Here is a 21,972-nt window from a genome sequence, read left to right on the forward strand (position 1 = left end):
CACAAAAAATATGAAATATTTTCGTCTGAATCTTATTTTAAAAGGAGGGCTTACTGCTTATTGTCTTTTTATGTTGCCGGCAATGCAATTAAATGCTCAAAGAGAGGCAAAACAGATCGGTGACTTTAAAGAATCCATCTCCTTAAACGAGCATTTGCGAGGGGCAAAACGGACGTTGCAATACCATCCTGATGGAGATGAATTTGTTTGTATCAACGGTAAGAACCGCTATACCCGTGCTTTGTATGGTAGACATAGCCCTTTTCGTGTAGAAACAAGTGACCGGCCGGTTTTTGCGTTTTATAATAATGGACGTGGAGGAAATATAAGTTTCAAAATCATTCTTCGTGATGGAACAGAAGTCGCACTTGACCGTACCGGACATTGTGAATCCCGCTACTCGGCAGGAAAACGTACCTATTATCTGACAGACCCTTCTTGGGGAAAAGGAGAACTGCGTATTGTAGTATTGGCATTAGCCGATATGGACGGAGCTATCTGGCGTTTTTCCGCTTCGAATATGCCTAAAGGGGCTATACTTCGTTGGCAGCATGGAGGTGCTACCGGGAAACGTTTGAGTCGTAATGGAGATATGGGAGTCGATCCGGCTGATTGTTTCGAACTTCCGGCCGAAGCTGCCGACCTTGTCACAGGTGAACTTCCCTTGCAGAAAGAAGCATACTTAGTACGTGGGGAAGTGCCTGAACAATCTAATGCCCGTAAACTCTATCAAAAAGCGGAGGCGGCTTCTTTGGCATTAGCCTCCCGTTTGAAAATAGAAACTCCGGACCCTTATTTGAATACCTTGGGAGGAGCGTTAGTTGCTGCTGCCGATGGAATTTGGGATGGGCAAGTCTGGTTGCACGGTGCTATTGGCTGGCGTATGCCGTTGAGTGGGTGGAGAGCCGGGTATACCGGTGATGCTTTAGGATGGCATGATCGGGCACGTACTCATTTTGATGCTTATGCGGCCAGTCAGGTGACTGATGTTCCGAATACAATTCCGCATCCGGTACAGGACTCCACAATGAATCTGGCACGTTCGGAAAAACGTTGGGGAACTCCTCAATATAGTAACGGTTATATTTGCCGGAATCCGGGGCGCAATAATCAAATGCATCATTATGACATGAATCTTTGTTATATGGATGAACTCTTATGGCATTTCAACTGGACGGGAGATACGGCATATGTCCGTAAAATGTGGCCTGTAATTACCCGTCATCTTGCTTGGGAAAAATTAAATTATGATCCGGATAATGATGGTTTATATGATGCTTATGCTTGTATCTGGGCAAGCGATGCACTTTATTACAATAGTGGTGCTGTCACCCATTCATCGGCTTACAACTATCGTTCCAATAAAATGGCAGCTTTTCTAGCTTCCTTGATAGGTGAAGATTCTGTACCTTATCAGAAGGAAGCCGAACAAATATTGAAAGCGATGAATAAACGCCTTTGGATGCAGAGTAAGGGTTGCTGGGCGGAGTATCAGGATTTCATGGGACATCGTCGGCTTCATGAAAGTCCGGGATTGTGGACTATATATCATGCACTTGATAGTGAAGTTGCTGATCCTTTTCAGGCTTATCAGGCTACGCGCTATGTCGATACGGAAATACCTCATATTCCTGTATATGCCGATGGACTGAAAGAGGGGTATGCAACGATTGCCACTACCAATTGGTTACCTTATTCCTGGAGTATCAATAATGTGGCTTTCGCAGAGGTGATGCATACAGCTTTGGCTTATTTTCAGGCAGGACGTCCGGAGGAAGGATGCCGACTGATGAAAAGCTCCTTTCTGGATGGTATGTATCTAGGGAACAGTCCGGGCAATTTTGGACAAGTCAGTTTTTATGATGCTGCCCGTGGAGAATGCTATCGTGACTTCGGAGATCCGATTGGGGTAGCTTCCCGATTGCTGGTACAAGGCTTGTATGGTATTTTACCGGATGTTTTGAACGGTAAGATGGTGATTCGTCCGGGATTTCCCGCAGAATGGTCAAAAGCTTCTATTTCTTTGCCGGATATGACTTATAGCTTTGTTCGGGAAAAAGATGTGGATACCTATCAAATAGAGCAACGTTTTGAGACTCCTTTGGCATTGACATTACAAGTGAATGCCGGGAGAGAAGAAATTCATTCGGTGAAAGTGAATGGGAGAGAGGCTGACTGGAGTTTTGCAGAAGCGGCTTCCGGTTATCCGGTGATTATCATCCCTGCCTCTTCTGCAAAGAAATCAACAGTCGAAATTGTATGGGGAGGAAAAAGTTTGAGTTCGGTGCTGCCTGAAATACAGACGGATGCTTTAGCGGAGATCAATATCCCTTCAACTTCAGGGGCAGTATTCGGTGAGATATATGATCCACAGGGAGTTTTGGTACAACCGAACGTTAGTGATACATCTATTAGAAGTAAAGTCAACGATCATTTAGGGCATCATACTTTCTTTGTTCGCATGAAACAGGGACAAATGGAATGGTGGCAGCCTGTGAATATACAAATATCAGAATCAGAAAAATCATCGGTCGTTCTCCCTTTCTCACAGGTGAATACATTAGAGTGCCGGATGATAAATATGGATTCTCTGTTCAATGCGAATGTTACTGATATTTTCCGGAATAAGTATCTCACTCCCCGTTCACCTTATACCACTCTATCGCTTCCTATCCAGGGCATTGGTGAGTGGTGTCACCCGAAACTAACAGCCGATATTGACGATACGGGTTTGCGTGCGTTGGTACGTGATGAGGTGTTGACTACCCAATTGGGTGTTTCATTCCGAACATTGGCTCAAGGAAACAATATAGCTTTCACTTCTTTGTGGGATAATTATCCGGATAGTTTGAGTATTCCGCTTTCCGGTAGAGCTTCTCATGCCTATTTGATGATGGCAGGTAGTACTAACCACATGCAGTGCCGCATTGCTAATGGTATCATTCGTGTATTCTATACGGATGGCACTTCCGATGTGCTGGAATTAGTGAATCCGGATAACTGGTGTCCTATTGAGCAGGATTTCTATGTCGATGGTCAGGCATTCACTGTATCTTCTCCTCGTCCTTACCGTATTCATTTCAAGACCGGTATGGTAAGTAATGACTTAGGAAAAAACTTAGGAATAAAAGGTGTTTATGGACGTTCCATTGAGGGGGGAGCGGGTATACTTTTAGATATGCCTCTGAATCCTTCTAAAGAATTAAGGCATCTGACGTTGGAAACACTTTCGAACGATGTTGTTATCGGCCTGATGGGAATTACAATTCAATAAAACAAAAAAATAAATGATTAAAAAGAGATGCATTATGATGAGAAGAACTATTTATTTATTACTTATACTGCTATTTGTGGCAGAGGCAACTTATGCGAATACTGTTGATTTTGATAAGGCGTTTAAAGAAAGTGCCCGCATCGAAAAACAGATTAAACGAACCTCTTTTCCGAAACGAACGTTTCTTATAACAGATTTCGGAGCAAAAACAGATGATGAGACTAATCCTTGCCATGAAGCAATAAATCAAGCTATTCTACAGTGTAGTCTGGCAGGAGGTGGCACAGTAATTGTGCCCAAAGGAACTTTCTATACCGGACCTGTCACTCTGAAGAGTAATGTGAATTTCCATCTCGAAGAGGGAGCTGTCTTGAAATTCTCTACGGATCAGAGCCTTTACTTTCCTGCTGTGTTAACCCGTTGGGAGGGAATTGATTGCTATAACGCTCACCCCTTGATTTATGCCTATGGCGAAAGTAATATTGCCATAACCGGAAAAGGTATAATTGACGGACAGGGTAGCATGGAAACTTGGTGGCCGATGTGTGGAGCCGTAAAGTATGGTTGGAAAGAAGGCATGGTGGCTCAACGCAATGGAGGTCGTGAACGTCTGTTGATGTATGGTGAAACATCTACTCCTGTCTACAAGCGTCTGATGAAGCCGGAAGATGGTATGCGTCCGCAGCTATTGAACTTACATTCCTGCCACACCATCTTGATTGAAGGTGTTACTTTGTTAAATTCTCCTTTTTGGGTGATTCATCCTCTTTTCTGCGAGAGCTTGATTGTTAGCGGAGTAACTGTTTTCAATCGTGGACCTAACGGAGACGGATGTGATCCTGAATCTTGTAAGAATGTGTTGATAGAGAATTGTACATTTGACACGGGTGATGATTGTATTGCCATTAAATCAGGACGTAATGAAGACGGGCGTAAATGGAATATTCCCAGTGAGAACATTATCGTACGTGGTTGCATGATGAGGAATGGACATGGAGGAGTAGTGATCGGCAGTGAGATTTCCGGTGGTTACCGTAACTTGTTTGTAGAAGACTGCCGGATGGATAGCCCGAATCTGGATCGTGTCATTCGTATTAAGACGAGCACTTGCCGTGGAGGACTTATAGAAAATGTATATGTGCGTAATGTAACGGTAGGACAATGTCGTGAAGCTGTACTTCGCATCAATCTGCAATACGAGAACCGGGAGAAATGTAAGAGAGGGTTTGACCCGATTGTCCGTAATGTGCATTTGAAAAATGTGACTTGCGAGAAGAGTAAATTGGGGGTGCTTATTATAGGGCTGGAGGATGATAAACATGTATATAACATCAGTGTAGAGGATTCTCATTTTAATAATGTAGCCAAAGGAGTAAATGATATTAAAGGGGCGAAAGATGTGACTTTCAAGAACCTTTATATCAATGGTGAATTGGTGAAATAGGGCATAATTGTAATAGATAAAAATCCAGCTATGAATGAAGAAGAATGGAAGACTGTCTATGACGTACAAATCTATGTTACATCTTTATCCGCAATAAGTGATTGTGATTGGAATAAATTAGAATTTTGGATAAATCTTCATCAGGATGGTTTTATCTATAAATTGAGGCATTATTATCCTATACTTTCTGAAGATGATATACATATTATTCTTTTGTTACGTATTGATTTTAGTAATGTGCAGATTTCAGAGTTATTTCATATTCTAGGAAGTTCTTTTCGAATACGCCGTAGTAGATTGAAAAAGAAAATGAATGTTTCTTGTGAATCTATTACTGATTTTATTAAATCATTACGTTTAGAATGATCTTTCTTTAAAAACCATATTTAAATGCGTATACATTGGCTGTGTATACGCATTTGTATACGGTTGAAATTTGTATTTCAATTTATAAATGTCGTCCTTTGTAACAACAAGAGCGATAAACTTTTCTTCGTACTAATATTATGGTATCGCTTTGAAAAAAAATCAATATTATTAATCTCTCAGAGTTGTTCTTATGAAAAAGTGGAATCTTGGTTTTATGATGGTTGGATTAGCTTTTCTAATCAGTATTTCTGTACTTAGTTGCCAGACAAATGATGATGGCGATTACTCTCAACAGGTAGCAGAGGTGACTGCGGCCGATCTCTTTATTACTTCGGAAGCACATCAGAATTTGGAAAAAGAAATCAGAAAGAGTTTGAGAAAAAAGCAAAATGCCATTTCCAAATTCTCGAGAGAAGAAATGGAACAGTATCAGCAACTTAGAAAAGATTTACTTAATATGGAAACTCGTGCAGAAGCGAAAATACAATGGAATAAATTGCTTGGATACGATTATTATGCCAGCTTAGATCGGATCTCCAATTTAGCTAGAAAAGTTTATGAAGGGACAGATTTTACCAGATTAGAATTGATGAAGGCTCGGCAAAAGCGTAAAATGCGTCAAGTTGTTATCACTCGTGTTGAAAAAGATGAGGAGGCGATCCGAGACTGTATTGCAGCCTTTTCTGAAATAGCAGAGTGGAGAACAGAGGATTGCCTTAATGATTATGATATAAAAGTAATGGATATACCTTTTGTATCTTGGACTCAAGTTGCAATACTAGAAGAACAGTATAGACGGGAATGTGATCAATGTACCCAAGCGGTTGATGATTATTTGCAAACCGGAATAAGCAATTGTGAGAGTAGCAATGGTACGTGTCCTATTACGGCATTTCATTAAGCTTTTAAATTGTAATACATTTATGTTTAAGTTATAATTTAATATGAAAGTAAAAAAGCAAATTTTTGTTCTATTTTTGACAATGCTGGTAGGAATCCCTATTCTTTCTGCCCAAAACAAAAAAGAACAAAAAAAAAAAAAGGTGGAAGTTATCAAAAATATCATTGTATCAAGAAACTATAGGATCGACGCGGATACTTATATACATCCGGATAGAGATCCCATACTATTGGATGAGTCCGATAATTCGATTGAAATTAGAAATGATTCTGTCTTTTCTACTCTTCTTTATCTCGGTCAAGTTGATATACCATACGGTAGGAGAGGAGCTGAACTTTTCTTTCAAGCTCCTTTGAAAAAATATACAATGGATATAGATAAAAAGAAAAATACTCACATCAAGTTTTCAGTAGATGCAGCAATAGGTGATTGTAACTTTTATATTAAGGTGTATCCCAATGGAAGTGCGAGCATTTATGTCACCTTGCAGCAGGGGAAGAGTGTTAATTTTTTAGGAGAATTAAATATGCGAAGAGAAGAAACGGAGTCTTTGTAGCACTTAATATATTATTATGAAAAAATATCTATTCATTTTTATTTTCGTATCTATAGTCCAGCTATTCTATGGACAAGAAAAATACACTATCCAGGGTGAATTACCCGACCATTCGTTAGATAATAGTTATTTGCGTTTGACTAATAGTTCAGCTCTTGGTGAAGAGAGTGAACGTATTAAACATTTATTTATTGATAGTATATTGGTGGTTGACGGGAAATTCCATTATGAAGGTGTACTTTCACAAAAGCCATTCTTAGCGTATCTTTCAAGTGCAAGGACAGGAAGAAATATGTTGAATTTCGGCCTGTATTTTATAGTTGAGCCTGGTAATATTCATATCCGTATTGCTAATTGGGCAGATGAGGGGGTGGTATCAGGTACTCCTATTAATGAAGATTACAGTACCTATATGATTGGCACAAAGAGAAGTATGGAAAATCAATTACTTTTTTTAGAAAAATATGCCCAATACCCGGATGTCGTACGATTCCACTTATCTTTTTTATTGAACGGACGAAGAATGTCAAGGGATCCTAATTTTCCAAAATATCTACAGATTCTCGACCGAATGCCTAAAGCAGATCGGGATATTCTTTTGGCTTGGCTGGACTATACTATTAAAAAGTATGAATATGAAAAAAAAACAAACCATTATTGGACAGTATACGTAACAATGCCCCTCGTTTCATCGAGACTATTCCGAGTAATTCATCATCAACAACGATGAAAAATAAGTAGAATTTTAGTCTTATTGTGATTTGTGTGACGTGTTTTTGATTATGAAGTTGACAATCAGCGGGAGAATAAGTGCCCTATATGTTACTACCTTAAAAATAGTTTTATGAAAAAAACAAAGCTTTCTTGAATATGGTTGTGTTAACCTTTTTAATAGCCATATCTATGCTTAGTTGTCAATCGAATGATGATTATTTGCAAATCGGAATAGGCAATTGTGAGAGTAGCAATGGTACGTGTCCTATAACCGTATTTCATTAGGCTTTTTATACATCCATATTTAAGTTATAATCTAATATGAAAGTAAAAAAGCAAATTCTTGTTCTATTTTTGACAATGCTGGTAGAAATTCCGATTCTTTCTGCCCAAAGCAAAAAAGAACAAAAGAAACAAAAGGCGGAAGTTGTCGGAAAGATTGTTACATCAAAAGTCTACAAGATAAATGTAGGTATTTGCATTCTTCCATGTAAAGATCCTATATTATTGAATGAGTCTGATTATTCAATAGAAATTAAAAATGATTCTATTTTTTCTGATCTTCTTTATCTCGGTCAAGCTGATATACCATATAGGAGAGGAGCTGAACTTTACTTTCAGGCTCCTTTGAAAAAATATACTATGGATATAGATAAAAAGAAAAATGCTCACATCAAGTTTTCAGCAAATGCAACAATAGGTAATTGCAACTTTTATATTAAGGTATATTCCAATGGAAGTGCGAGCATTTATATCACCTTGCAGCAGGGGAAAAGTATCAATTTTTTAGGAGAATTAAATATGCGAAGAGAAGAAACGGAGTCTCTGTAACACTTAATTATTATCATGAGAAAATATCTATTCATATTTATGTTTGTATCTATAGCCCAACTATTTTACGGGCAAGAGAAATACACGATTCAAGGTGAATTTCCTGATAATTCGCTGGATGGAAAATATATAATACTGACCGATAAATCTTTTCTTCCTGATGAGTACAAACGTAAATGGAAAGCATCTGATGATGAAGTAAAAATATTGGTAACTGATAAAAAAATCTATTATGAAGGGGTAACTATGCGTAAACCTTTTTTGGCGCAAATCTATTATGATAGACCAACATTCAGTGGTCAGACAAGTGCGACTTCTTTTGTAATAGAACCTGGGAATATCCATATCCATATAACTGATTGGTATGAGGAAGGAAACGTATCGGGTACTCCTATCAATAAAGACTATGCCACTTGTGTCATTGAACGGAGAAATTTGGTAAATAGAGTTTTGCGAACTATTAGGTTAGAAGGGCAGACTCAAAAGGATGATAATTTCCATTCTTTTAATTCTGCATTTGAATGCTTCGAAGAAGGTGAATTGGCTTTCTTTGAGAAATATGCCAAATATCCGGATGTTATCCGAGTAATGTTATCTCGCTATTTGGAAGTTAAGGAATTAAATAAAAGATTGGTGGATGCTAAATATTTACGTATTCTTGACTTAATGCCCAAAGCGGATCGAGATATTTTGATAGAGTGGCGAGAGTATACAATGAAGAGAGAGGAGTATTGGGCAAAGAGAAGAGCGTTGACCGATAGTCTTAATCGTAATGCTCCTCGTTTTATTGAAAGACGGGTAAATAATATGCTTGATATAACTGTAAAATGATTTTATAGAGTTAAAGTGTAATTAATATGAAAGAGAAACTGTTTTTTCTCATTATATTCGTATTTTCTGCTCAATTGCTTTTGGGGCAAGAGAAATTTACGATTCGGGGTGAATTCCCTGATAATTCTTTAGATGGTAAATATGTGTTATTAATAGATAAATCGTATCTTCTTGAAGAAAGGGAAGGACAAAAACAAGCATACGGCAACAGCATAAAAATAAAGGTGATTGGCAAGGAATTTTTTTACGAAGGAACTGTCACACGAAAGCCTTTTTTTGCACAAATATCCTATGATGGACCACCGTTCCATAAAGGGACTGATATTAATCTTTTTGTGGAACCGGGTAATATCTATATTCGTATGGTTGATTGGGACGATAACGCTAATGTATCGGGCACTTCCATCAATGAAGATTATGATACTTATATTCTTGAGCGAGAAGCTCAATGGAATGCTGTATATTGGAATAGAGAACGTAGAAAAATGGCGAAAGATAGTACTAATATAGAGAATTGTAAGCTATTGGATATATCAGAAACTGAACAGCGTTCAGAAGGTCGGTTTACTTTTCTTGAAAAATATGCAAAATATCCGAATGTCATCCGAGTCATGTTGGCTCGTGATTTAAGGACAAAATACCCGATTAGGGAGCCTGAACTCTCTCAATATTTACGCATTATCGATTTAATGCCCCAAGCGGATCGAGATGCTTTTTTATCATGGTGGGATTATATTATGAAAGAACGAGAATTTAAAAAGAAGAGCCGAATGATATTAGATAGTTTGATCGGTGATCCACCCCGTTTCATCGAGACTATTCCGAGTAGTTCATCATCAACAACTATAAAAAATGAGTAAAATCCTTGGTCTTATTGTTATTCTGCTGATTTGCGTTTCTTGCAATCAAAAAAGGAAGGCAGAGATGTCCTTGTCTTCCTATACATATGATTTCGGAATAATTAGTTCTGATATAATTTGTCGTGATAGCATTACAATCACCAATGTAGGCAATGCCAGGTTGGAAATAGGAGAGATCGAAACTGGATGTGGATGTACACAAGCATCGGTGGAGAAGTATGAATTAAATCCTGATGAATCGTGCTCGCTTCATTTTTCTTTCAATCCGAAAGGAAAGGGATTGGGAGCGAAAGAAGAATTAATTATTATCAATGCAAATACAGACTCCCTCTTTTATATTCTGCAAGTTAAGGCAATTATTCAGTGATAATGTTTTTACGTTTTCTTTTTTACTTATCACCCCCTTATACTTATCGGCTGATTGGTTTATGGATAGGTATTTTATGCCTAAAAATATAAGTTTCGTTGTCGGCATCATAGTATGGGGAGGTATTTGCATAGGGAACTGGAAGCGAAAAATTAGACTGTTTGTTGATTTTCTATTTGTGTCTTTTACTGTTTTTATGGGATATGTTTTCGTTTGCAGTCTCTTTACATCGCAATATATACACAGTGTATACATCGTATCTGGATGGATTCTTTTTGTGTTGATGCGTAATGGAAAAAATCCTACAGAAACATTTAATAGCATTTTAGCTGTCGTTGGAGTTTTGTCGGCCTTGTATGGCTTGCTGCAATATGTAGGGTGTATAGAAACTCAATCTTATTTTTCTGTTACTGGTTCTTTTGATAATCCCGCCGGATTTGCAGCAAGCATCGTTCTCTGTTATCCTTTTCTTTTGTGCCAGACTTCTAATGGAAAAAGAAAAACGCTCAAGTTTATGGCGTGTCTTCTCCTCTTTATAGTCGTTATCTTATCCGGTTCGAGAACAGGGATACTTACTTTATGCGTAGTAACACTTCTTTTTTACGCTCTCCGCTATCGGAAGTTAATTCATAGAAGGCGCATCTTTTTTATTAGCGGAGGCACTTTGTTGCTAATAGGTTTATTCATTGGACTGATTTATCTGAAACCAGCTTCCGCTTCCGGTCGTGTTCTGATTTGGAAAGTATCTGCCGGATTGTGTAAGGAAAATATGATTCGAGGAAATGGACTTGGCTCTTTTAAGGCGGATTACATGCCGGAACAAGCCAAATATTTGTCTTCTTTTCATGCTGCTGAAAGTGAAAGAATGTTAGCAGGGAATACGAATCATTCATTTAACGAGTATTTGTTGTTGCTGATTGAACAAGGACTTATAGGAATCGCTTTATTCTTATTGTTGTTGGTTGCTGTTTTTCGAAGTAATGTGTCATTTGATACTCCAGCCTTACTAGCAATTGTTTCTATTGCTATATTTTCCTGCTTTTCTTATCCATTCAAATATGCTTTTGTTTGGTTCATGACTATCTACTGCCTCGCTTCACTTAATCAACGGGAGGTTGCTCTACGAACAATATGTTTCAACAAGCCATTTTTATTGATTATTCTTTTTATACTCTGTTTTTTTTCGATTAAGAATATTCTTTTCGAGCGTACATGGAAACGAATTTCGTTGGTTGCAGAAAAGAACAATGGTTTGCTGGATAACGAATTATCTGTATTTACCAAGCTATATGATGAGTGGAATGGCAATCCCTATTTCTTGTACAATTATGCATCAGAATTGAAGAATGTGGAATTGTACAAACAAAGCGTCAACATATTCTTGCATTGCGAATCTTATATCAATACATATGACCTGCAAATGCAATTAGCTGATAATTACTATCAGATGGGGTGTTGGGAAGAGGCTGAAAGACGCTATAAACTGGCACAATGTATGTGTCCTAGCCGTTTTCTTCCATTGCAAGGACTTTTGAGAATCTACGTAAAATCTAATAACTGTATACTTGCCGAACGGGTAGCCTTAGAAATAATCAATAAACGGATAAAGATACCATCTTACACTGTTTCTATCATACAAGAAGAGGCTAAAACCTATTTGCGCAAAAAGAATATTTAATTATAAACTAACAATCATACAAAATGAAAGCCACATTCATCTTTCTTTTTCTTCTTTTGCTTTTCAGTTGTCAAAGCCCTGAAGAAAAACAATTGGAAAAGGTGTTGACACTGTCGGGCAACAATCGTCCGGAACTCGAAAAAGTGTTGGAGCATTATAAAGAAAACGAAGCCGAAAGTTTGAAACTTAGAGCTGCCAAATTCTTGATAATGAATATGCCTGGACACCAATCGTACACCGGGAAAGATATTGAAGAATATTATACTGAAGCCGAAAAGATAATCTTCTCTGGCAGAAAGATTGACGATCAGGTGAATGAGTTAAATAATCTGTTGTTAGAGTTTCCATCAGATGATTTTGAATTTAAGGAAGATTACTCTATCATAAAAGCCAACTTTCTGATAAGAAGTATAGACGCGGCTTTTGACGATTGGCAACAAGGTAGTTGGGCGAGAGGTATTACATTTGATGAATTTTGTGAATATATGCTTCCTTATAAGTGTGTAGAATTTCAGGCTTTTGATGATTGGCGCAATGTGTTGAAACCGATAGCTAATGACACGTTATCTGATTATTTTTATAACGATATCTGGAATAAAACACCTTATTATGCAGCGGAAGCTATTAATATCAAATTGCGTGATACCGTTATTGTCGATTTGAAAAAGCCTCTGAAGTGGCATGCGTTATATAAGGTTCCGCTTTGGTGCAATATTCCTTCCAATTCTTGTGAGACAAGGACAAACACTGCTTTAGCTATCATGCGTAGTAAGGGGTTTGCGGTCTCGTATGATTTCGTTTTGCAGTGGCCTACAAAAGCACATGCACATTCGTGGCTAAGTATTCTGATAGATCACGATCGCCGAATGGTATGTGAAGGAGGACATGAACCTTTCTTAGCTTTCCTACGACCAGGCGAATGCAAAGGAAAAGTATATCGAAGAACGTATTCTCCCAATCAGGGCTTGGTCCGGTTGAATGAGGAAGCTGGCAGTGTTCCGAAAACGTTGCGTAATGTCTTTATGAAAGACGTTACAGATGAATATGGGACGACTATTAACCCTGCTTTTCCTGTACTTTCTGGGGAAAGAGAACGCAGAGAAAAATATGCGTATCTGGCAGTATTTGATAATGAGAAATGGATTCCTATTTGCTTTTCTGAAATAAAAGAAAGTAAGCGGGTCACCTTTGATAAAGTAGAGAAAGGAGCTGTCTATCTGCCGGTATATTATATAAACGGAAGGGTTCGCCCGTTCAATTATCCCGCTTTGTTGAATGAGAAAGGTGAACTGGAGTTCTTGAAACCTGACAGCGCACATAAAAGAAGCATTAGTCTAAAACGGAAATATCCCTTAACACGTAAAGCGTTTACCGCAGCACTCCGTTTAAAGTACAGCATGTTTCAAGCTGCCCAAAAGGAGGATTTTAGCGATGCTGTTACAGTGCATACGTTTAAAGAGTATAGCGTATCGGGTAGCGTGAATATAAGCGATACCACAAAGTATCGTTATTGGCGTTATATCTGTCCTAAACCATATCGCTGTAATATTGCAGAATTAATGTTCTTTGATAAAGGCAATAAGAAATTGACAGGAACAATTATAGGTTCTGAAGAACGAAGCAAAAATCCTCACTATAGCCGTTCTGCAGCTTTTGACTTGAATCCGTTGACTTTTTTTGCATCTAAAACGTTGAGGGATGGCTGGGTTGGATTGGATTTGGGCAGACCGGAATCTGTTGGAAGAATAGGCTATATGACACGTAATGATGACAACAATGTTCGTATTGGTGATACATACGAGTTGTTTTATTGGGATATGGATGGTTGGCATTCAATACAGAAAAAAGTAGCGGATGATTTTGAACTGACATTCCATAATGTCCCGCAAAATGCTTTGCTGTTATTAAAAAATCGAAGTAGAGGAAAAGACGAACGAATTTTCTTATATCGAGATATTAAACAGGTGTGGTATTAATTCATCGGTAAAATACATATGTAGAATTGGAATATGAATCATCTTATGAAATGGAATCGACAGCGATATAATAATACGATTATGCCCCAACACTGTAGTTTCCACATTCTCATTCCCCCTTCACCTTTCATTGCAAAAGCTGATGAATAAAGCGATACAGGGTGAAGAAGCTGCCTTTCACCTATGCTTTCATATTATACGTTTTTTTTAATCCAAAGCTAAGCTTTAGAAGTAGTAAAGCATAGCTTTAGCCTGCTTAAAGCAGTGCTTTTTAAAGATCAAAGAGTTTGTTTCAATCATTTAGCATCTTTCACTTGGAATATCCTAATGTTTGTTTCAAATCTTAGGAAGAAAAAAACTGGTTGCCGGGAGCATAATAAATTTAGCTATAAGCATATTCTGATTTGCTATAGTGAAAATTAGATTTGCTATAATGAAATCGGAAGTGAACTCTCGGTGAAAGGCGGCCCTTCACCCGATAACACCGATGAACAGGAGAAGGTGAAGGGTGAAGCGTTTTTCGGCACTCTTTCTTTTTTGGGGAGATACTACTGCTGGTATTAGAGAAAACTAATTAGTTTGCTTACTTCTGTACCGGAGTTGAGCTCATGTAAAGTACAGCTCGGTATATGGAAAAAATGACATAAATATGGATAATAATCCTTATTCGGAATTTGTAGGAATCTTTTTTTGTACTTTATTTACTTTTTAACTAGTTTTGTTCACATAGATTTCAAAAGAGTCATTTGCTAAACGTGTATCTAGTCCGTTTGTCGTCTGATTATATTAGGAACAAACTTATATGGAATTTCTATTATTTCATAATGCTGTACTCTTTATTGCAGTGGGAAAGACGTATCTTTGTAACCAGCAATCAAAATAACCTAAAGGACTGTATGAAAAATAAATTATTATCCCTCTTCGCTTTGTTGTTTTTATTTGTGTCGGAAAGTTATGCCGATATCGAACTTAGTTCCAAACAAATGAGGACCAGTGACGGACTACCCAGTAATTCTGTGCGATGTATGTATCAGGATAGTAAAGGATTTTTATGGTTGGGCACTTTAGATGGATTGACCCGCTATGATGGTAATTCTTTTCTTACCTATCAGTTGGAAACCGGCAAACACGATCAGGTCTCTTTGGCAGACAATAGAATAAAACAGGTAGCGGAGGATAAAAATGGTTTCCTATGGATAAAGACAGTACCGGAATTGTTCAGTTGTTATGACTTGCAAAAAGCTTGTTTTGTCGATTTTACCGGTACCGGAGATGATGGAGAGAGTTACTCGGAAATATATATGTCTTCTAATGGAGATGTGTGGCTTTGGCACAGAGCAAGTGGAGTGCGTCAAATCGTTTGTAAGGAGAATCGTACCATGACTTCTGTGAAGTTCCGCGCAGAGTCAGGAAGATTGCCGGACGATCGAATTAAATTTATCAATGAAGATTCCAGTGGCAGAATATGGATTGGTACCATGCATGGACTTGCATCGGTCTATAAAGGGAAAGTTGAGATTGTAGATAGGGAACTGAATTTTTCCTCTTCTTTTCCTCATGGAGGGGATATGTATTTTTTGACAAAGGGTGGAGATGTATATCGCTGTGTCAATGGCTCGAAAAAGATAGATTGTTTAGCATCTCTTTCTACGATTGCCGGTAATACATCCGTCAGTGCACATTCATTGATAAAAGACAAATGGGTTATATTTACGTCAAACGAGGGAGTGTATGAGTTTGATTTTCAAACTATCCAAATAACTCCTTATCGGAAGTTGAAAATAAATAATGGGAAAGTTATTCATGACAATTACGGAGATTGTTGGGCTTACAATAATACGGGACGGATTTATTATATAAACGTGAAGAGCGGAGAAATAAAGGACTTCCAGTTGATCCCGGAAGAGAAGATGAAATATATAGATTATGAACGCTATCATGTGGTTCGTGATGATCGGGGAATAGTGTGGATTTCGACTTATGGGAACGGACTTTTCACTTATGATATTCAGGAAGACCGGTTGGAACACTTTGTTTCCGAAGGGAAGAATGCAGGACCTATAGGGTCAGATTTCTTGTTATGTTTGATGAAAGACAGGACAGGAGGAATATGGGTAAGCTCCGAATATTCCGGTTTGTCTCATATTTCCATTTCAAATAAAGGCATTACGCATGTCTATCCAGAATCACCGGATGTTTTTGACCGTTCGAATACAATCCGGTTACTGACTAAAATGTCGAATGGAGATATATGGGTAGGAACGCGAAGAGGTGGATTGTATAATTATGATTCTCATCTGAAAACTAAGATAGATAATCATTATTTGCCCTATAATATTTATGCGATTTCAGAAGATAGTCAGGAGAATATATGGATAGGAACCCGGGGAGACGGACTAAAAGTAGGAGACATTTGGTATAAACCGGATCCGTCTAATCCTTTTGCTTTGTCTCATTCTAATATTTATTCCATTCTTCGTGATAAAAAGAACCGTATGTGGGTGGGAACATTTGGAGGCGGATTAGATCTGGCCGAACAAACTGCGGGCGGACAATATAAGTTCCGTCGTTTCTTCCAACAAAAAAAATATATGGTTTGCGGATAGTCCGGGTGATGGCAGAAGATGAAAAAGGAATGATATGGATGGGTACAAGTGAAGGAATTTGTATTTTCCATCCGGATTCATTGATAGCTGATGAAGACAACTATCGTTTGTTTAGCTATACGGATGGCAACTTTTGTAGCAATGAGATTCGCTGTCTGTTTCGTGACAGTAAAGGGCGTATGTGGGTGGGAACCTCGGGGGCCGGTTTGAATCTATGTGAATTGACAGATGATTGCCAATCTTTGAAATATACGCATTATGGAATATCAGAAGGACTGGTCAATAATATGGTTCAGGCTATTCAGGAAGATCATTCGGGGCAATTATGGATTGCCACGGAATATGGGATTTCAAGATTCAACCCGAACAGTCATTCTTTTGAAAACTATTTCTTCTCATCCTATACATTGGGAAATGTGTATAGCGAAAACAGTGCATGTATGGGAGCAGACGGGAAACTCATTTTTGGAACAAACTATGGATTAACCATTATTGACCCGAAAAAGATTCCAACCGAGAGACTGCTTTCCCCGATTGTTATTACCGGACTGTCTGTCAATGGAATTCAGGTGAAGCCTAATATGCCGGGTTCTCCTTTGCAGGAATCTTTGGCTTATTCGGATAAGATCACATTGAAATATTTCCAAAACTCTTTCATGCTTGATTTTTCTACTCTCGATTATTCGGATAATGGACAAATCAAGTATATGTACTGGCTGGAGAACTATGATAAAGGATGGAATGTTCCATCTTCTTTGAGCTTTGCTTCTTATAAATATCTTGAGCCGGGCACTTATATATTCCATGTGAAATACTGTGATGGCGCCGGCATTTGGAATGATACCGAAACAACTTTGAAGATTGTCATCGTACCGCCGTTCTGGAAAACAAGTTGGGCTATGCTTGGATATTTCATCTTGATATTAATAGCCTTGTATTTCACATATCGTATCATCATTAATTTCAATAGACTGCGCAACCGCATCAACGTTGAAAAGCAATTGACGGAATATAAACTGATATTTTTTACGAATATCTCTCATGAATTCCGTACTCCGCTTACGTTGATTCAGGGAGCATTGGAGAAAATGTACCGGATAGACGATATTCCTCAGGCATTATTGCATCCTTTGAAGGTGATGGATAAAAGTACCCAGCGCATGTTGAGGCTGATTAATCAGTTGCTGGAATTCAGGAAGATGCAGAATAACAAATTGGCTCTTTCTCTGCAGGAAACAGATGTAGTTGCTTTCCTGTATGAAATATATCTAAGTTTCAGTGACGTGGCAGAACAGAAAAATATGGATTTCCGCTTTTTGCCGTCAGTGCCATCCTACAAAATGTTTATTGATAAAGGAAACCTGGATAAAGTGGTTTATAACTTGCTCTCAAATGCTTTTAAATATACTCCTTCGGGTGGAACAATTCTGTTCTCTGTAAATGTGGATGAGGCAAAGAAGTGCTTGCAGATTCAGGTAGCCGATACGGGAGTAGGCATCCCTAAAGAGAAGCAGAGTGAACTGTTTAAGCGCTTTATGCAAAGCAGTTTCTCTGGAGATAGCATTGGGGTAGGGCTTCATTTGAGCCATGAATTGGTGCAGGTACATAAAGGAACCATTGAATATGAAGATAATGAAGGAGGAGGTTCTGTATTTATCGTATGTATTCCAACCGATAAAACGGTTTATTCGGAAAAAGATTTTCTGGTGCCCGGCAATGTTCTGTTGGAAGAAGCGAATATGCAAGCTCACCATTTGCAGGAACTTTCAGAAGAATATCAGGAACATGAGAAGGCTGTTACTTCATCGAGAAAACATAAAATATTAGTAATTGAAGACGATAATGATATTCGTGGATTCTTGCAAGAGGAACTAAGTGCTTATTTTGAAGTAGAAGTGGCAGCAGATGGAATATCCGGATTTGAAAAGGCATGCAACTATGATGCTGATCTGATTATCTGTGATGTGTTGATGCCCGGAATGACCGGTTTTGAAGTAACCAGGAAATTGAAAGCAGACTTTGCGACAAGCCATATTCCCATTATTTTACTGACTGCATTGACTTCGCCGGATAAACATCTGGAAGGTCTTGAGGCGGGAGCGGATATTTATATTGCGAAGCCATTTAGCTTTAAGCTTTTGCTTGCACAAGTGTTCCGGCTGATAGAGCAATGTGAAAAGTTGCGGAAGAAATTCTCCAGTGAACCGGGAATAGTACGTCCTGCTTTATGCAACACGGACCGGGACAAGGAATTTGCAGACCAGTTGGTAGCTGTAGTCGAAAAGATTTATTCTCAATACAATATTTCTATTGATGAATTTGCGCAAATGATGGGGATGGGACGAACTGTGTTTTATAAGAAATTACGCGGAGTGACAGGATACTCACCGAATGAGTATTTACGTGTTGTCCGAATGAAGAAGGCTGCCGAATTGTTTTTAACCGAAAGGAATCTGACTGTTGCGGAAGTCTCTTATAAAGTTGGTATTAACGATCCCCTTTATTTCAGTAAATGCTTTAAGGCACAGTTTGGAGTATCTCCTTCTGCTTACCAGAAAGGAGAAAGAAATAAAGCTTAGAGTTTACGTTGAATCCGGTCTATGAAAAGTTGACCAGATTCAACGTAAGATTGTTTATCAACTATATATGGAGGTCTAATTTGTAGATTTCACTTCCGGCAAGCAGGAAGCAGCCTGTACCGAAATCTTCAAAATCAGGAACTTTATCATAAGTGACAGGCTGACTGTCTTTCGGTTCTTTGCCGGTTCCCTGTACATAGCCAAGAAAACCATTCGGGTGAACTGCATCTTTCACCATGGCATTCCATGCTTTTATGATTACAGGCAGATATGTCTTTTTATCCAATAGCCCGTTACGTACCCCCCAGGACATGCCGTATACGAAAAGGGCTGTACCGGAAGTTTCTTTGCCTCCAAAGTTTGTCGGGTCGTGGAGGCTGACATTCCAAAAGCCGTCTTCACGCTGACATTGTTTCAGTGCTTTGCTCATAGTCAGAAAATCATTGATGTAATCCTGACGATGTTTTTCATCGGATGGAATTTCATTCATAACTCGTACTAAAGCTGCATATACCCATCCGTTTCCACGGCTCCAGTAACAGTCTTTACCATTCGGTTCTTTGTACGGAGGATCGAAATTATGATCTCGCCACCATAAACCGTCTTTGGGGTTGAACATTCCGTTTTCTCCATGCTGGTTGCGGGTATATTCATACATGTCCCACATCTTATCAAAGTATTTCTGTTCGCCCGTAAGTTTTCCCATTTTGGCAAATATCGGCATCCCCATCTGGATGGCATCTATCCACCACCAGTCATTTACTTGTGGAGTGTTGACCAGCATATCCATATTGGCTTTCGTTTTCCGTATTTTTTTCAGGATCAGGGCAAATGTTGTATAAATCGAGATAGATTTGGCTGGCGCAGTAGTTATCAGCATTACGGGTGGTTGTTCCCCGGTGGAATCCCCATTGGTGATAATCTGCCCATTCCTTGGCATAGAGGTAATATTCGTCTGCAGGATAGATGGAATAGAGTGCCATTAGACCCTCGTAATACACACTCCGTGTCCAGATATTACTAGGACGAACCACTTTTTTGACAAAAGAAGGAGTGCGATAATCAGCATATTTCTTCATAAAATAGTCGTTCACCTGGAGGGTTACTTTGAGAATATCTTTTTTATCGGGAACTGTCTGTGCTTTTATGTTCCCATAACTCAATATTACTCCGATAAAAAATAGTATAAGATGCTTTTTCATTGTATAATAAATTAAATTACTACTGTTCTTAGATTTAGGTGCACAAAAGTGAACCTTTCTTTACCTGTTGCAAAGAAAATGCATTGTAAGGAAAGTAATATTGAAATTTGTACGGAAAATATGTAATATTAGACTTTACCGGCCTAGAGGAACTGTTTTATCTCTTCAGCAGTATCTGTGATGTGTTGAGGAGCAAACTTTTCCAGCTCCGTGCGTGGACGAAATCCCCAAGTCACTCCGCAAGCGGTAACTCCTGCATTGGCAGCCGTTTGCATATCTACACCGGAATCGCCTACATAGAGAACATCTTCCTTTTGTACATTGGCTAGTTTTAATATATCAAAAACAACTGCCGGATCGGGTTTGACATTTATTCCTTCCCGTTGGCCGAAAACTGCTGTAAAGTGAATACCGGGAAAGTAATGGGCAACCAGCTTTTCTGTGGCAGCCTGATATTTGTTGGATGCTATGGCAATTTGGATGCCTGCAGACTGCAGATAGGATAACAGTTCCGGAATGCCCGGATAAGGTCGGCTATCATCTGCATTGTGAATATCGTAATAAGGAACGAACTCATTGCGTACACGAAGTACATTTTCTTCCGTCTTTTCACCTTCGGGCAATGCGCGTTCAAAGAGTTTATTGATACCATTGCCTACCATGAAGTTGTACTTTTCTATTTCATGAGTGGGGTATCCTAATTTATTTAAAGCATAATTGGTGCTGTGGGCAAGGTCGGCGATGGTATTCAGCAATGTTCCATCCAGGTCAAATATAACTAGTTTCTTCATTGAGTCTTTGGTTTATTGTTAATCTTATACTTAAATCTCCCGATTTGCAAAGGTATACTAAAAAAGTGAGATAGGGAAGAGTGGAGCAATAGTTTAGAGAATATCCAATGACAAACAAAGCTGGAAATATATTTGTTATTTTACCGGATTGACTTAACTTTGCGAAAAACTAAAGAATAATGAATGCAGAATGGTTTGAGACACTGCCCGAACAATGCCCTCCTACAGATGCGAAGCAGTGCGAAGGCTATTATTATAGAATTGCAAATGGTAATCCTGCTACAACAGAAGATTTCTTTTCACAAAGAAAAATGCAGCCGGATAAAGTCTTTAAAGGATTAGGAATAGATGAATGCGTAACAAGGGCAGTCTCTCTATTTTCGGAAAGGGAAGAAGCGGAGAAAAGATTGAAACTTCCTAAGTTTAAGAAGGCAAGTATTGCTTTAGTCACCTTAGAACCAAAAGATGGAGTGTTAAAGAAAACCTCCGGTATAGCACATTATTCTTGGTGGAGAACGAAGGGATTTAATGTTTTACAAGCTAAAATAGTCTGATTATGGAAGATGTATTAAGGATAGACAGGATATTGGATTTCTGTGATGTGCCGCAACTTTTTGTGGCAAGAGATGCCTTTGATACACTGTATCTTTGCCTTTTGTACGATGATGAGACGGTTTATCGCTATACGGGAATTCGTATCTCTACACATAGGCTTGAATCTTTTTTAGTGGGTGAAGTGGATTTGCGTTTGCTCTATCTGCAGCCTGAAAGTGAACATGAGTATTACGATGTTGTGTTTCAATCGGGTGAATATCAGAAAACGCTATTAAAGGAAAGTACCTTGTCGGAAGATAAATTGCCGGCTGAGGGATATGTTTTGTCTGGAGAGAAGCGAGAGAATGTGGTTATTAATTTGCCAATGAAAGACCGTAGCCTGCTAGCGGAGCTTGTTCGCAAATTTGGTTGGGCTTGTATGTGAGTTTATATAATGAT

14 protein-coding genes and 3 pseudogenes are annotated in these 21,972 nt (G+C 38.6%); 15 read left to right on the forward strand and 2 right to left on the reverse strand.

Annotated features, from left to right (window positions below):
* Positions 1 to 10 precede the first annotated feature (10 nt).
* The 13 genes and pseudogenes from NXV01_RS09755 to NXV01_RS09815 all read left to right on the forward strand — a co-directional run bounded on the left by NXV01_RS09755 (position 11) and on the right by NXV01_RS09815 (position 18,986).
* A complete protein-coding gene (locus tag NXV01_RS09755; RefSeq protein ID WP_259022284.1) occupies positions 11 to 3,274 on the forward strand; it encodes a DUF4450 domain-containing protein in 3,264 nt (1,087 codons plus the stop codon).
* A gap of 34 nt (positions 3,275 to 3,308) precedes the next feature.
* Entirely contained in the window at positions 3,309 to 4,718 is a 1,410-nt protein-coding gene (locus NXV01_RS09760; protein WP_234131869.1) for a glycoside hydrolase family 28 protein, read from the forward strand.
* 30 nt (positions 4,719 to 4,748) lie between these two features.
* The gene (locus NXV01_RS09765) at positions 4,749 to 5,084 is read left to right on the forward strand and encodes a hypothetical protein (RefSeq protein WP_122135674.1); all 336 of its coding nucleotides are present in this window, start codon (positions 4,749 to 4,751) and stop codon (positions 5,082 to 5,084) included.
* Between the two features lie 193 nt (positions 5,085 to 5,277).
* Positions 5,278 to 5,988, forward strand: a complete 711-nt coding sequence (locus NXV01_RS09770; RefSeq protein WP_148364288.1) for a hypothetical protein — start codon at positions 5,278 to 5,280, stop codon at positions 5,986 to 5,988.
* Between the two features lie 43 nt (positions 5,989 to 6,031).
* On the forward strand, positions 6,032 to 6,544 hold the full coding sequence (locus NXV01_RS09775; RefSeq protein ID WP_259022285.1) for a DUF4251 domain-containing protein: 513 nt from the start codon (positions 6,032 to 6,034) through the stop codon (positions 6,542 to 6,544).
* Between the two features lie 16 nt (positions 6,545 to 6,560).
* A pseudogene (locus NXV01_RS09780) lies at positions 6,561 to 7,285 on the forward strand (DUF4369 domain-containing protein).
* A 294-nt stretch (positions 7,286 to 7,579) separates the two neighbouring features.
* Positions 7,580 to 8,089 carry a DUF4251 domain-containing protein gene (locus tag NXV01_RS09785; RefSeq protein WP_148364291.1) on the forward strand — a complete coding sequence of 170 codons (510 nt, stop codon included), beginning with the start codon at positions 7,580 to 7,582 and terminating at the stop codon, positions 8,087 to 8,089.
* 15 nt (positions 8,090 to 8,104) lie between these two features.
* Positions 8,105 to 8,920: a DUF4369 domain-containing protein gene (locus NXV01_RS09790; protein WP_122135676.1), complete on the forward strand. Its 816-nt coding sequence runs from the start codon at positions 8,105 to 8,107 to the stop codon at positions 8,918 to 8,920.
* A 26-nt stretch (positions 8,921 to 8,946) separates the two neighbouring features.
* Positions 8,947 to 9,780, forward strand: coding sequence for a DUF4369 domain-containing protein (locus NXV01_RS09795; protein ID WP_122135677.1), 834 nt, complete (start codon positions 8,947 to 8,949; stop codon positions 9,778 to 9,780).
* The gene (locus NXV01_RS09800; protein ID WP_259022287.1) at positions 9,773 to 10,147 is read left to right on the forward strand and encodes a DUF1573 domain-containing protein; all 375 of its coding nucleotides are present in this window, start codon (positions 9,773 to 9,775) and stop codon (positions 10,145 to 10,147) included. Before NXV01_RS09795 ends, NXV01_RS09800 begins: the two co-directional genes overlap by 8 nt.
* A 76-nt stretch (positions 10,148 to 10,223) precedes the next feature.
* Positions 10,224 to 11,825, forward strand: coding sequence for an O-antigen ligase family protein (locus NXV01_RS09805; RefSeq protein ID WP_258979612.1), 1,602 nt, complete (start codon positions 10,224 to 10,226; stop codon positions 11,823 to 11,825).
* A gap of 23 nt (positions 11,826 to 11,848) precedes the next feature.
* Positions 11,849 to 13,801, forward strand: coding sequence for a discoidin domain-containing protein (locus NXV01_RS09810; RefSeq protein WP_259022288.1), 1,953 nt, complete (start codon positions 11,849 to 11,851; stop codon positions 13,799 to 13,801).
* Between the two features lie 896 nt (positions 13,802 to 14,697).
* Positions 14,698 to 18,986 (forward strand): annotated as a pseudogene (locus NXV01_RS09815) (two-component regulator propeller domain-containing protein).
* Between the two features lie 61 nt (positions 18,987 to 19,047).
* Here the strand turns inward: NXV01_RS09815 and NXV01_RS09820 are convergent.
* Both NXV01_RS09820 and NXV01_RS09825 read right to left on the reverse strand, forming a co-directional pair.
* Positions 19,048 to 20,188: pseudogene (locus NXV01_RS09820) on the reverse strand (glycoside hydrolase family 88 protein).
* 143 nt (positions 20,189 to 20,331) lie between these two features.
* A complete protein-coding gene (locus NXV01_RS09825; RefSeq protein ID WP_259022289.1) occupies positions 20,332 to 20,979 on the reverse strand; it encodes an HAD family hydrolase in 648 nt (215 codons plus the stop codon).
* Positions 20,980 to 21,158: 179 nt separating this feature from the next.
* Between NXV01_RS09825 and NXV01_RS09830 the strand changes: the two genes are divergently transcribed.
* Complete coding sequence (locus NXV01_RS09830) at positions 21,159 to 21,533, forward strand: hypothetical protein (RefSeq protein WP_258979617.1); 375 nt, start codon at positions 21,159 to 21,161, stop codon at positions 21,531 to 21,533.
* Positions 21,530 to 21,958: a DUF6575 domain-containing protein gene (locus NXV01_RS09835; protein ID WP_309569317.1), complete on the forward strand. Its 429-nt coding sequence runs from the start codon at positions 21,530 to 21,532 to the stop codon at positions 21,956 to 21,958. The genes NXV01_RS09830 and NXV01_RS09835 overlap by 4 nt, the downstream gene beginning before the upstream one ends.
* The last annotated feature ends 14 nt before the right edge of the window (positions 21,959 to 21,972 follow it).

The sequence above is a fragment of the Bacteroides sp. BFG-606 genome (assembly GCF_024788145.1).
GTDB classification, from domain to species: Bacteria; Bacteroidota; Bacteroidia; order Bacteroidales; family Bacteroidaceae; genus Bacteroides; species Bacteroides vicugnae.

Coding starts and splice junctions, on each gene's coding strand:
- NXV01_RS09755 (WP_259022284.1), top strand. CDS start 11: ATGAAATATTTTCGTCTGAATCTTATTTTAAAAGGAGGGCTTACTGCT.
- NXV01_RS09760 (WP_234131869.1), top strand. CDS start 3,309: ATGATGAGAAGAACTATTTATTTATTACTTATACTGCTATTTGTGGCA.
- NXV01_RS09765 (WP_122135674.1), top strand. CDS start 4,749: ATGAATGAAGAAGAATGGAAGACTGTCTATGACGTACAAATCTATGTT.
- NXV01_RS09770 (WP_148364288.1), top strand. CDS start 5,278: ATGAAAAAGTGGAATCTTGGTTTTATGATGGTTGGATTAGCTTTTCTA.
- NXV01_RS09775 (WP_259022285.1), top strand. CDS start 6,032: ATGAAAGTAAAAAAGCAAATTTTTGTTCTATTTTTGACAATGCTGGTA.
- NXV01_RS09785 (WP_148364291.1), top strand. CDS start 7,580: ATGAAAGTAAAAAAGCAAATTCTTGTTCTATTTTTGACAATGCTGGTA.
- NXV01_RS09790 (WP_122135676.1), top strand. CDS start 8,105: ATGAGAAAATATCTATTCATATTTATGTTTGTATCTATAGCCCAACTA.
- NXV01_RS09795 (WP_122135677.1), top strand. CDS start 8,947: ATGAAAGAGAAACTGTTTTTTCTCATTATATTCGTATTTTCTGCTCAA.
- NXV01_RS09800 (WP_259022287.1), top strand. CDS start 9,773: ATGAGTAAAATCCTTGGTCTTATTGTTATTCTGCTGATTTGCGTTTCT.
- NXV01_RS09805 (WP_258979612.1), top strand. CDS start 10,224: ATGCCTAAAAATATAAGTTTCGTTGTCGGCATCATAGTATGGGGAGGT.
- NXV01_RS09810 (WP_259022288.1), top strand. CDS start 11,849: ATGAAAGCCACATTCATCTTTCTTTTTCTTCTTTTGCTTTTCAGTTGT.
- NXV01_RS09825 (WP_259022289.1), bottom strand. CDS start 20,979: ATGAAGAAACTAGTTATATTTGACCTGGATGGAACATTGCTGAATACC.
- NXV01_RS09830 (WP_258979617.1), top strand. CDS start 21,159: ATGAATGCAGAATGGTTTGAGACACTGCCCGAACAATGCCCTCCTACA.